This window comes from Microbacterium sp. NPDC076895, from assembly GCF_040687115.1.
Lineage (GTDB): Bacteria > Actinomycetota > Actinomycetes > Actinomycetales > Microbacteriaceae > Microbacterium.
This window is the reverse complement of sequence record NZ_JBFBMQ010000016.1, coordinates 21,718-33,987: the sequence shown is the minus strand read 5'-3', so window position 1 is coordinate 33,987 and position 12,270 is coordinate 21,718. Positions and strand designations below refer to the sequence as shown.

Here is a 12,270-nt window from a genome sequence, read left to right as displayed (position 1 = left end):
TCTCTGGAGTAACTGACATGCCCAAGCCCACCAAGGGTCCCCGCCTCGGAGGCGGCCCCGCCCACGAACGCCTGCTGCTCGCGAACCTCGCCGCGGCTCTGTTCACGCACAAGTCGATCAAGACGACCGAGACCAAGGCCAAGCGCCTGCGTCCCCTCGCCGAGCGCCTGATCACCTTCGCCAAGCGCGGTGACCTGCACGCCCGTCGCCGGGTGCTCTCGGTCATCGGTGACAAGGAAGTCGTGCACATCCTGTTCGCCGAGATCGCGCCGCTGGTCGCCGAGCGTGAGGGTGGCTACACCCGCATCACGAAGGTCGGCAACCGCAAGGGTGACAACGCCCCGATGGCGGTCATCGAGCTCGTTCTGGAGCCCGTGAACCCGAAGCCGAAGTCGGCGAAGAAGGCTGCTCCGGCTGCCGCTGCGCCCGCTGCGGAGGAGGCTCCCGCTGAGGAGGCTCCCGCCGCCGAGGCTCCCGCCGCCGAGGTCGAGGAAGAGTCCACCGACGCCGCCGCTGAGGCCGGGGCCGAGTCGCCCGAGGAGGGCGCTGCAGCTGAGGCCGCCGCCGAGGATGCTGTCGTCGACGCTCCCGCCGAGGACGACGCCAAGTAACACCTCCCACCTGCGCTGTATTCGTAGCGCAGATGGATCACACACCGCATCCTCGATGAGACACCCCGTGTTAGGGCCAGTCTCACCGAGGATGCGGTGTTTCACGTGTGTGGAGCGCGTGCGTAGGGTGGGACGGTGAACGAGAGCACCATGCCTGCGCCGATTCCTGAGAACGCCGCGCCGACCGATGTGCGGCCGTTGTCGGAGCGCGTCGGAGCGCCCGAGACGGTCGCTGAGATCCGGCATCCGGATGTCGCCACCTGGCGCCCCGCGACACGAGCGGATCTCGACGCGATGGTGGCCCTGGTCGACGCCTGCGACCGGGTTGACCATCCGACGTGGTTGACGCCGCGCGAGGACGTCGAGGAGATCTTCGAGCTTTCGCACATCGACCCCGAGCGTCATACGCGATTGGGTTTCACCGGCGACGGTGACCTCGTCGCTATGGCCGGCATCCTCGTGCATCCGTCGCAGGACAAGCACGTGTACGTCTATTGCACCGGCATGGTGCACCCGCGGTGGCGCCGCCGCGGCATCGGCGCCGAGGTGCTGCGCTGGGAGTACGAGAGCGCCCAGACCGAACTCGCGCAGACGGATGCCGCACTCCCCGGTGCGATCTTCCTTCATGCGTACGAGCACGACGCTGATGCTCGGGCGTTGGGCGCGCGGCGAGGGTTGCCCGAGGAGCGGTGGTTCACGACCATGCTTCGCGACCTGTCTGTACCCATCCCCGATGTGCCGCTGGATGCCGGATCCCCGAGCCTGCGGATCGAGACCTTCGGTCCGCAGTGGCGGGATCCCACGCGCGTGGCGCGCAACGACGCGTTCCGTGACCACTGGGGGAGCCTGGAGACGCCGCCGGAGCGGTGGGCGCGATTCGTCGGTGGTCCGCAGTTCCGCGATGACCTCTCGCGCATTGTCGTCGACGGGGACCGCGTGGTGGCGATGGCTCTGGCCACCGTGAACGAGGATGACTGGGAGGTACAGGGCTATACGTCGGCCTACATCGCGCTGATCGGGGTGGTTCGCGACTATCGCGGCAGGCGCCTTGCGCCGGCGGTGATCACGGCCCTGCTGACGGCGGCGCGGGATGCGGGACTCGAGAAGGTGAACCTCGACGTCGACACCGAGAGCCCGACGGGCGCGAACAGCCTGTATGGCAGGCTCGGGTTCGAGGCGACCGACCGCGAGGTCGCCATGGTCGCCCGGTTCTGATGGTTACGAGCCCCGCGCGACGACCTATTGGGCGATCCGAGCGTCCCCGCGGGTAGCTTCGCGGTAGGCGCGCGTCTCGGTGACGTATTCGTCGATCGCGCGCTGGTTCTCGGACTGACGGATCGCGGCGAGCACTGTATCGGCGTAGATCTTGCCACCGGAGGTGCCGGGATGGATGCGGTCGCCAGCCAGGTAGTCCACGTGTGGGTCGATGGCGCTGGCCCAGTCGGCGATCATCGTGCCCGGATGGCTTGCCGCAAACGCCGTGATGTCGCTGTTCACGCCCGGTATCCAATCCCGCGGCGCGTAGGCGTTCACGAGCACGAGGGTTCTGTCAGGTCCGGCGGTGGCAGCCATCCGTTCATAGGCGTCGTTGCTGATCGGGCCGTTCGTGCCGAGGGCGATGACGACATAACGGCCCAGCTGCCCGGCAGCGGCGAACTGATCGAGGATGCCGGGCCCCGCCCACGATGACCGTGAGACTGCGGCATCCACCCGGATGCCGGGAAGTTCCGCATACAGCGAGGGTGCGGCCGCGAGCATGACCGAATCGCCGACGGCGGTCACCTGGTCACCGGAGATCGGCGTCGGCGACGGCGCGGGCGGACGGATGGCGCCGTCAGCGAGGGAGCCGGCCGGCGCAGGCTCATCCGGTTGAGGTCGGGCATCCGTCGACGGTGTCGGGCTCGCGGATGCCGCATCGACGGCTGCCTGGCCTTCAGCGACCACTGCTTCACCAGATGACACGCTCGCTCCATTGACAGCGCCGGCTACCGTCGCGCACACGAGGGCGGCTGTGGCTAGGCCCCCGACGACGGTTCCCCACAAGGCCCCGGCGTCGACACCGACCTTGGCCCGTGCCGCACGCCAGGTGCCGCGGAAGCCGAGGCGTCGCACCGGTGTTTCGAGGAATCGGTAGGAGGCCTCCGCGATGACGACCGTCAGTGCCAGCGTCGCAAGGCCCACCCACACCGGTACTCCCGCCTCCGGTGCGGTGCCCTGTACCGCGGCGACCAGCAGGACGAGCAGGGGCCAGTGCCAGAGGTACAGGCCGTACGATCGCTCGCCGATCCACCGCAGTGGGCGGGCATCGAGAGCGCCGCCGAGCCGCGCGTGGGGCCACACAGCGGCAACGATCGTGATTCCGGCCAGGGCGCTTGCGGCGGCGATGGTCACGGGAAAGGTGAGGACGGAGTCGGTGGGTGCGAGAAGGGACAGCCCGATGAGCCCGACAACGGCAGCTGCCCCGAGGACCGTGGCGCCGCGGCGGACCGTCGCGCGTTGCATCCAGAGCGCAGGCGCAGCCAGGGCGCGGTGCAGCCCGAACGCGAGTGCAACGCCGAGAAGGATGCCGAAAGCGTGCGAGTCGGTGCCGTAGTACGCGCGACTGACGTTGCCCGTCGAAGCCACGATTTCGCCCATCCACACGGCGGATGCTGCTGCCAACATGATCGCCGCCGCTACCCGTGCCCACGCGCGCGGCAGCAACAGGATAAGGGGGAGTAGCAGGGGCCAGAGCACGTAGAACTGCTCTTCGATGCCGAGCGACCACAAGTTGCGGAAGAGCTCCGGCGTGGTGCCGCCGAAGTATCCCTCGCCGATGACGATCGCGACCCAGTTGTAGCTGAAGGTGAGGGCGCCGGCGATCTGGGCGCCCAACCGGACGAGAACATCACCGCCGATGACCCACGCGGCGCTCGAGCACACCAACAGCAGCAGAACCAGGGCCGGCAGGAGGCGCCGTGCCCGCCGTCGCCAGAATCCGACAAGGCTGATCCGGCCGGCCGCGTCTCGCTCGCGAAGGAGGAGGGACGTGATCAGGAAGCCACTGATCACGAAAAAGACATCCACGCCGATGAACCCGCCGACGAACCACCACTGCGGGAACAGGTGGTAGACGACGACGAGGACGACGGCGAGTGCACGCAGTCCATCCAGGCCAGGAAGTCTGGAGGCGGAGCTGGCACCGTGGCGGTCGGTCGGGAGGGGGCTGGACATCAGCGGCTCTGTGGGGTGGTGCGGGTTCGGGCACCCCAGTCTACGTCCGGGCGGGGGGCGTTCCCTGGGGCTGCGCCGGGTGCTGATTAGGCTGAAGACGTGCGCATCCGGCTCGACATTTCCTATGACGGCTCGCACTTTCGCGGGTGGGCCAGGCAGCCGCATCAGCGGACCGTCCAGGGGACCATCGAGGGCGCGATGTCGCGCGTGCTCGGGGGAGATCCCCGGCTGGTCGTAGCGGGTCGAACGGATGCCGGGGTGCACGCGAGCGGCCAAGTTGCTCACCTGGATCTCGACGACGGGCAGGCCGCACGGCTCGCATCCACGCGTCGCCGCAGCGAGGGTGACGACGGCGTCGCGGCGCTGGCCCGCCGCATCCGGGGCGTGCTCGGCGCCTACGCCGACGCGGCAGTGACCCGCACCTCGATCGCGCCGGCCGGATTCGATGCCCGGTTCTCGGCGGTGTGGCGCCGCTACGAGTACCGGGTTGCCGACGATGCGGTTCCCTACGACCCCCTGGAACGTCACCGCACCACCGTCGTGCGCGGCGAGCTCGATGTTGCGGCGATGGATGCTGCCGCCGGCGCCCTGCGGGGGTTACACGACTTCGCCGCGTACTGCAAGCCGCGGGAGGAAGCGACGACGATTCGCACACTGCTCGATTTCGGGTGGGTGCGCGAGGCATCCGGCGTGCTGGTCGCCACGGTTCGAGCTGATGCGTTCTGCCACAGCATGGTGCGTGCACTGGTGGGCGGATGCGTTGCGGTCGGTCAGGGGCGGCTCAACGTCGACGATCTCGTGCGCATCCGAGACGAACTCGTCCGTGTTCCCGAGGTCAAGGTCCTGGCTGCCCGCGGGCTCACCCTCGCCGAGGTCGGATACCCAGCCGATGACCTGCTCGCGCAGCGCGCGTCGCAGACTCGCGCGCGGCGGGACCTCGACACCGACTAGGGCGGCGCCCCGGATGCGTAGACTGATCCCACCCCTCACCGGGGCGAGGTTGGTGATCCCGAGGGGGATGGAGATGAAAGCCGTTGGTCGCAATGACGCGAGCGTCGGCATCCGTGATGGTCGACAGGTGCACCGCTTCGCGCGGGCTGGTGTGATCGCCGGTTTGCTCGCTCTGCCGGTAGCGCTCGCCGGATGCGGGCCAGCGCCGTGGAACAACTGGGGCTATGAGACCTCGAGTCCAACTCCCACGTTCACCCGCCAGACCGTTGCCCCACCGGTGAAGAACGACCTCTCCAGCGGCTCGACGCAGCGAGACCTCCAGGCCGGCGCCGTGAAGGCCACCGTCGACTACTGGTCGACGCTGTCGATGGACAAGTGGACTGCCGATGCGCTCAAACCCATCAGCCTGTCGCTGATCACAACGGTGGAACCCAACGACGGTCAGAAGGTCTACTTGCAGCGGGCGACGATGGTCGCCGTGCCGCAGAGCGACACCGGAGATCTCGCCCCGCTGGATCCGCAGGTGGATGCCGCGAGCGTCAACCCCGGCTATCTCGTGCTCTCGCCCTACAGCTACTCCCAGAATTTCACTGTCGGTCCGGTGCCATCGAACGCAATCTCGGTGACGGTTCAGTTCACGTACGACTTCCTCGTGCAAACGACGCCGACCTCGAACGAGTACGCGAAGCAGACGGCATCCGACACGCTGACGATAGCTATCGCGCAGCAGTAGCCATCGCGCGGCTCACCAGAGCGGCGTCTTCTTGGTCGCGCTCTCGCGCGGCCGCTAACGATCGCCATCGCGCAGCAGTAGCGGTTCCAGCAGCCGGTCAGGCGGTGACACGCTCCCAGCGGTCGCCGCCCTGTGCCCGGGCCGCCGCTGCAGCTTCGGCCGTGGTGGCAAGCAGGGCGTCAAGGTCATATCCCGATGTCGCAACGCTCGCCCATCCGACGCTGGCCGAGGTCGTGACCGTGATCGGAGCAGCCGGGTCGCGCACGGCGATTCGTTGGAGAACGTCGCGCACGAGCTCTCGGATGACTGCCTCGGGACGCGATATCAGCACGATGACAGCACTGTCGGGAGCGATCGCGATGTCGGCATCCGTGGGGAAAACAGCGATGACACGGGACTGGATCTCGCGGATGAGTCGACCGAAGATGGCAGGCCCTCCCGCAGCTTGCAGATCTTCAGCGTCGTCGAGTTCGATGCGTAGCAGCGCCCACCTGCTGGCATCCCGCGCGGCTGCGCGTTCCAGACGCTCGCGGGCTGTTCCCACGAACCGACCCCAGTCGCTCTGTGGCGCCCCGGACTCGATCGCCTGCGTCCCGGGGGTCACGAGTGGCACCAGTGACACGAGCGCGCAGACCATGTAAACGAGCATCCCGATCGAGTTGAAGATGCGTGTCGATGCGAAGGCCTCCGATGTGGACAGCGGGGTGAACAGGGCGCCGATAAGCACCGTGACGCCAGCGAGCGCGTAGACCGCCGAGGAGATGACGATCGGCCACAGCAGGCGCTCGGACCGCTCCGGGATGCGCCGCCACTCGAGGAGGAACAGCACGCCGAAGATGGAGGAGATGAAAAACACGACGCGGTAGGCGAAGCCGAACCAGGCAGAATCACCCGGCGCGAGGAGCGCGAGGATCGACCCTGCGGCGACGATGGCGCTGACCCACGCGTACGTTCGAACCTTGCGGTGGGCCCGCAGCCCCGACCACAGGAGCGCCGGGGCGCCCATCAACAGCCCCATCGAACCTCGCCGCAGTTCCTCGGACTCGGCGGCGGTCGCAGCGAGATAGCCGTAGCAGGCCACCATGATTCCCATGAACGCCAGCGACCACAGCAGTGTGGAGCGGCGGGGCCGCGCGAGAAACGCCAGCCCGACGAAGAGGATGGTGCCGAGGGTCGCGATCGTCGCGTGGGCGATACCGATGTTCGCGCCGCCGAGGTCGGGCCAGGGCAGCTCACCAGGTGCAGGAAAGATCATCACGACTCCGAAGTGACCGACCGGGGGAGACGAAGAGTGACCGTCGTGCCGTGTCCGAGTTCACTCGTCATCGTGAGGGTGCCGCCGTGGGCAGTCACGATCTCGCGCGCGATGCCGAGACCAAGACCGGTGCCGGGCGCGTGTTCCTGGGCGCGCGTGCTGCGAAACAGGGGGTCGAATACGTGCTCAAGATCTTCGGATGCGATGCCGATGCCCGTGTCAGCGACCACGATCACGGCGGTGTCGTCGTCCAGCGACGCCGAGATCTTCACCGATCCGCCGGCTGGCGTGTACTTCACGGCGTTGCTGACGACGTTGTCGAGGACCTGGCGGAGGCGGAACACGTCGCCATCCATCCGCAGGTGGGCCGGGAGGTCGGTTTGCAGCGCCACGCTCTGTTCTCGTGCCGTCGCAGCGAAAGCCTCGCCGACGGCGGTCAGCATCGGGACGAGGTCGAACGAGCGGCGGTCCTGGGTGGGGGTGAATCCGCTGCGCGAGCGCTGCAGCATCGTCGAGGCGATTCCGAGCATCCGTTCACTGGCGGAGAGGATCGTCTCGAGGTGGTCCCGGATCTTCGGGGTCAGCTCGTCCTCTTCTTCGAGGGCAAGGTCGGCGTGGCCGATGATGACGGTCAGGGGATGGCGCAGTTCGTGAGACGCGACCGCCGCGATCCGCTCGCGCTCGCGCTCGGCCTCGGTGACGGCGGTGATGTCGTGGGCGACGAGCATCGTCGATGCAGAGTCGTCGGCTGACGAGGTCAGCCGCATGGTTGTCACCGAGAGTGCCCGCCAGGCTCCTTCGGCGTCGAAGATCCAGACCCGTGCGTCCTCGAAGATCTCGCCACGCTGCGCACGCGCGAACGTTCGCTCCGAGGCAGGGATCGCCGTCCCCTGCAGGGATGCATATTCGACGGAGGTGGGCGGAGAGTTCGGATCGTCGGGGCTGGTGCCGTAGAGGCGCGCGTAGGTGGTGTTGGCGGCGAGCAGTGATCCGTCACGGGCGAAGCGCAGGATGCCCACATCGACGCCGTTGATCAACTCGATCGTGCTGCGCTCGGCAGCCGACACCCGCTCGAGCGTGGTCTCCAGGCGCCGCGTCTGGCCGAGAAGCAACCGCTTGAACGCCCGTGTCTGACGCATCGTGATGTTCGCCGTGACACCCAGGAACGTGACTCCCAGGAGCACCGTGAACAGTTCGACGGCCCCGGGTGGTTCGGTGGAGGTGGCAGCTTCGATCAGAAGGGAACCGGCGATTGTGGCGACGGCGGCAGCGAGGGCCCAGCGCGTGAAGTGCAGCCCGATCCACATGATCGGGAAGACCCAGAAGAACCCGAGGGGCAGGATCGAGGATGCCGCCATGAACCCGACGGCGACGATATCGGCAAACGGGATGATCAGCGGCGCCCACCGTGGTGCGGGGGCCCAGGGCATGACAAGGGTTACCGCGGTGGCAGCGATGATGATGGCCACACCGGTGAGCATGAGCCACGACTCGAACAGTTCCGGCTCGTAGCCGAGCGATACGACGGAGATGATGATGATCGAGACGCCGAGGGAGAGCTGCGTGAGCCAGATCGACCTCACTCGCATTGTCGCGCCGTCGACGTCGCGGAATTGCGCGTCTCTTGCGCTCACCTTGTGCTCCCCCTTAGGCAGCGTTGAGTTCAGGCCTTTGTTCGTATCGTATACTTCCAGCGCATCCGGCTTGTGGAACCCGCCATGAGCCCGAGATAACCGCGGAAAATCAGCCTGCGATGCCCTGCACGTCGGCCCGCTCAAGGAGAAACCATGGCCACCGCCCCGCAACCGTCGCGTGCCGTACGCCGCGTCGTGCTCGGTGCTGCCGCACTGGCTTTGGGCGCCTCGTCCTTGACCGGATGCCAGCAGATCGCCGAAGCGTTCGATTCGATTCAGGGTGAAGCGCCCGGTGCCGCATCGACGGCGACGCCGGTGCCGCAGCCGGTCTCGACGACTGCCGCGATGGACTTCGACTCACTGTTCTCGTACGACGGGTCGGTCTCGTTGACCACGGATGTCGCATCCGACCTCGAAGTCGTGCTTGATGTGTGGGCAGCTGACCCGAAGCGCACACGCGAGTGGACGCCGAACAACGAGAAGGTGTTCGGGTTCGCGATCAATGCGTACGACCGTCGCGTCGATGACAAGGCGGTTCTGGCGCAGAAGCGCCGCGTCTATGTTTCGTCGATCTCGATCACGTCGCAGACTGCACAGACCTCGGGGATGGTGCAGCAGCCGTTCCAGTTCGCCGCCGACCCGCGGACGCTGGTGCCACCGGACACGCTGCGCTCTGACCGCGGGCTGTTGCTCAACAGCTATCAGGGCGGACTGCTCGTTCCCGAGACCACGATCTTCATGCTGCCGGCCGACACCTACGGCATCACACTGCAGTTCTCGTTCGGTATCTACGTCGAGGGCACGGCAAACGACGACGCCTCGTTCGCGCAGCAGACGATCTACCAGTACCTGCCGATCGCGATCTACAACGATCAGGGCACGCTGAACATCGTGTCCAACCAGCCGACGACAGCACCCCAGGGCTGATCGGGCCACCGCGCCGCGTGTGGCTGGTCAGGCGACCGCGCCGCCTGCCGGACTGGTGTTGAGGTCGCTGGTGCTGGGTGGCGCTGCATCGGGCCACACCGCGGCGAGTTCCTCGTCGGAGTGCAGTGTGTAGCGCGTCACGCGGATCTCGATCGCTTCGCGATAGTCGAGGTTCGGCACGGCCCTCGCGGTGGCGGCCTTGACCACGTCATCCAGGTGCTCGATGCGCTGGTCACCAGGCACCGCGACGACGTGGCGACCGACCCGACCACGGTGGGCGGCATCGGGCAACAACTCATGAAGCGCCATGGATGCTGCGCGATCGACCGCTGCTGCTGCCGGCCCACCGAAGGCTGCGCGGATGAGGGCGAGGTCGGGTACCTCGACGACATAGACCGTCACGGCGCCGTGGGACGCGATATCTGAGCGCAGTGCTTTGATGATGTACTCGATCTGGCGGGCGCGAGTCTCCAGTGCGCGATCGCTCCACCACACTGCTACGCACAGTGCCGTCACGAGCAGGATGCTCAGGACGGATGCCGTGAGGGGCGAAAAGAGCGCTTGGAAGGTGGGAGCGCTCTCACCGACCGCGAAAAACATCACAGTGCGGATCGCCGAGTACGCGGCGTAGATCGCAAAGATGACTCCGATCAGCCGGAAGGGTGCGATGGTTCGTGCCGGCTGGCGGAACGCTTCGACCGCGACGCCCGCGCACCCCACAGCTACGAGGATCAGCCGCAGGACGAAGCCATCGGTCGGGCCGCCGATGACAGCGCTGACCGTTGCGCTGGTTACAAAGGTCACAGCGACGGCCCCCGCAACGACCCAGCCGGGGGCCATCGAGTTCTCCCGCAGCTGCCGCATGCCCGCCCAGAAGTATGCGGGCCCGCCGACCAGCGCCGCGTTGGCCGCAGCGATGATGATCGGCGTCGGGTTTGCGGGCACGAGGGTGGATGCAATTCCGGCGACGACCCCGCTCAGGGCTGCGGCTGCGGCAAAGCGCAGAAAGTTCCTGCGCGCAGCGCGGCCACCGTTGGGAACCGGGGTTGCGGGAAACTGGACGAGGGCCGGAGCAGCGATCACGAGCGCGATCGCCAGGACGGCAGACAACTCCAGTACACTCATTCTGCACTTCTGTTTCTCGGGGCCTCGGGTGTTCACCGGAGGCTTTCTTTAGGAAAACCTGAGGTGATGCTCTTCGACAACAGACCGGATGCTTGAGCCGAGTGTAGCAGTGTGGTTACAGCACTTCGGATGGCACGCGGATTGATGGAAGGAGCGTGCTGATGTCCCACTGGGAAGCCCCGTACGTTCCTCCGTACCCGCAGCAAACTCAACCTGCGATCGGGCAGTACCCCGGCCCGGCTGTCACGAGCCCGACGTATGCAGAGTCGACGTACGTGCAGCCGCAGTACGCCGAGCCGCAGTATGGCCAGCAGTACGCCGATCCGACGTTTGGTCAGCACTTCGAGCGGCCGCAGTACAGCCAGCCGCAGTACGACCCTCGGTTCCCGAACGCGCAGGTCGAGACCTCTCACGCTGAGTTCACTGACGAGTTCGAGTCGGTGCTCGAGCGCATCTCCGTGCACCGCTCGACGATCGGATGCGTCATCCCCTGCTACAACGAGGAAGAGTCGATCGCCGGCGTCCTTGAGGGACTGCTGCACCAGACGCGCGTGCCCGACGTCATCCATGTCGTGGTCAACAACACGACTGACGCGACTGTCGCTATCGCTTCGCAGTATGCCGGTCCGCACCAGGTCGTCACCGACCTTGGGGAGCAGTTCACCGAGGTCTTCATCCACGACATCGGCAAGAACCCCGACAAGAAGGTCGGTGCGCTGAACTACGGGTACGCCCTCGTCGAGGGCTACGACTACCTGCTCGGGGTCGACGGCGACACCATCGCTGATGAGCGCGCGGTGGAGTATCTCGAGACCGAGGCTGTCGGCGACTCTCGGATCGGCGGGATCTCGGCGATCTACACAATCGATGACCGGCCCATCAAGGGCCTGATCGGCAAGTTCCTCATCGCCGGTCAGCGCACGCAGTTCGCGGCATTCAACCTGCAGAACCTCCTGCGCGGACGCAACATGGCGGTTCTCGGCGGCCAGTTCTCGATCTTCTCAACGGCGGCGCTGCGCGATGTCATGCGCGCCAACCACCAGAGCACGCCATGGGTGAAAGACAGTGAGGTGGAGGATTCGCTCCTGTCACTGCAGATCAAGAGCGCGGGCTACCTGACCAAGATCAGCCCGTACGCGCGGGCCAGCGTCGGCGGCATGACGACTCTCAAGGGGTACGACGCCCAGCAGGTGAAGTGGACCTACGGCGCCATCGAGCTCATGTGGCCCGGTCAGCGCGGTGACACGAAGGGGCAACCCTTCCACCCGAATCTCCGGCTGCGCTGGTTCGAGAACTTCGGCATGCTCACGAACCTCTTCGTGCGTGTCGCGTTCCTGACGCTGCTTGCCGCATCCCTGTCGATCAACGCCTTCGTCTTCTCGCCGTGGTGGCTTATTCCGCCGTTGGTTGCGACGCTGCTGAACCTGCGTGTCGCCCTAACGATGAAATACGTGAACCAGCGAGACATCCTGTTCTCGGCACTGGTGTTTCCCGCGGAGATCTTCATGTGGATCCGCATCGGTCACTTCCTGCGGTCGTGGTCGTCGTTCCTCTCGCGCAAGAAGGTCGATAACTGGGCGGCGCAGGCCAAGGCCGAGCGCGGCGGTGGTTTCTCGCTTGGGCACTGGGTGCCCATGATCCTGCTGGTGCTTACGGCGATCGCGATGACCTTCATCTGGAACCTGCTGGACCCGGTGGTTCAGTCGTCCATCCTGTGGATCGGTTGGCCCATCGTCGGTGTCGTCACCGTCATTCAGACGCTGCTCATGGCGTTCAAGCTGTTCCGCCGGCAGTACGGCTACAAGGTCTGACGCACTCGCG

At 66.5% G+C, this 12,270-nt stretch carries 10 protein-coding genes; 6 read left to right on the top strand and 4 right to left on the bottom strand.

What is annotated here, in order from left to right; all coding sequences use genetic code 11:
• Positions 1 to 17: 17 nt before the first annotated feature.
• Together rplQ and AB0O89_RS12840 are read left to right on the top strand one after the other, a co-directional pair.
• Positions 18 to 611 carry a 50S ribosomal protein L17 gene (rplQ, locus tag AB0O89_RS12845; RefSeq protein WP_363498277.1) on the top strand — a complete coding sequence of 198 codons (594 nt, stop codon included), beginning with the start codon at positions 18 to 20 and terminating at the stop codon, positions 609 to 611.
• A gap of 135 nt (positions 612 to 746) precedes the next feature.
• The gene (locus AB0O89_RS12840; protein ID WP_363498274.1) at positions 747 to 1,826 is read left to right on the top strand and encodes a GNAT family N-acetyltransferase; all 1,080 of its coding nucleotides are present in this window, start codon (positions 747 to 749) and stop codon (positions 1,824 to 1,826) included.
• Between the two features lie 24 nt (positions 1,827 to 1,850).
• On the opposite strand, the gene AB0O89_RS12835 is transcribed toward AB0O89_RS12840, so the two are convergent.
• Positions 1,851 to 3,824 (bottom strand): acyltransferase family protein, encoded by a 1,974-nt coding sequence (locus tag AB0O89_RS12835; protein WP_363498271.1) that lies wholly within the window; start codon positions 3,822 to 3,824, stop codon positions 1,851 to 1,853.
• A gap of 99 nt (positions 3,825 to 3,923) precedes the next feature.
• Between AB0O89_RS12835 and AB0O89_RS12830 the strand changes: the two genes are divergently transcribed.
• Both AB0O89_RS12830 and AB0O89_RS12825 read left to right on the top strand, forming a co-directional pair.
• Positions 3,924 to 4,775, top strand: a complete 852-nt coding sequence (locus AB0O89_RS12830) for a tRNA pseudouridine synthase A (protein ID WP_363498268.1) — start codon at positions 3,924 to 3,926, stop codon at positions 4,773 to 4,775.
• A gap of 73 nt (positions 4,776 to 4,848) precedes the next feature.
• Complete coding sequence (locus tag AB0O89_RS12825) at positions 4,849 to 5,508, top strand: hypothetical protein (RefSeq protein ID WP_363498265.1); 660 nt, start codon at positions 4,849 to 4,851, stop codon at positions 5,506 to 5,508.
• A gap of 97 nt (positions 5,509 to 5,605) precedes the next feature.
• Here AB0O89_RS12825 and AB0O89_RS12820 read toward each other — a convergent pair whose 3' ends face one another.
• Together AB0O89_RS12820 and AB0O89_RS12815 are read right to left on the bottom strand one after the other, a co-directional pair.
• Complete coding sequence (locus AB0O89_RS12820; RefSeq protein WP_363498262.1) at positions 5,606 to 6,763, bottom strand: hypothetical protein; 1,158 nt, start codon at positions 6,761 to 6,763, stop codon at positions 5,606 to 5,608.
• A complete protein-coding gene (locus tag AB0O89_RS12815; RefSeq protein WP_363498260.1) occupies positions 6,763 to 8,397 on the bottom strand; it encodes a HAMP domain-containing sensor histidine kinase in 1,635 nt (544 codons plus the stop codon). The genes AB0O89_RS12820 and AB0O89_RS12815 overlap by 1 nt, the downstream gene beginning before the upstream one ends.
• Before the next feature lie 153 nt (positions 8,398 to 8,550).
• Here AB0O89_RS12815 and AB0O89_RS12810 point away from each other — a divergent pair, with 153 nt between their 5' ends.
• Positions 8,551 to 9,324 carry a fructose 1,6-bisphosphatase gene (locus AB0O89_RS12810; protein WP_363498257.1) on the top strand — a complete coding sequence of 258 codons (774 nt, stop codon included), beginning with the start codon at positions 8,551 to 8,553 and terminating at the stop codon, positions 9,322 to 9,324.
• A 27-nt stretch (positions 9,325 to 9,351) separates the two neighbouring features.
• Here the strand turns inward: AB0O89_RS12810 and AB0O89_RS12805 are convergent, their stop codons facing one another.
• Positions 9,352 to 10,449, bottom strand: a complete 1,098-nt coding sequence (locus AB0O89_RS12805; RefSeq protein ID WP_363498254.1) for a hypothetical protein — start codon at positions 10,447 to 10,449, stop codon at positions 9,352 to 9,354.
• 161 nt (positions 10,450 to 10,610) lie between these two features.
• Here AB0O89_RS12805 and AB0O89_RS12800 point away from each other — a divergent pair, with 161 nt between their 5' ends.
• Positions 10,611 to 12,260: a glycosyltransferase gene (locus AB0O89_RS12800; protein WP_363498251.1), complete on the top strand. Its 1,650-nt coding sequence runs from the start codon at positions 10,611 to 10,613 to the stop codon at positions 12,258 to 12,260.
• Positions 12,261 to 12,270: the final 10 nt, after the last annotated feature.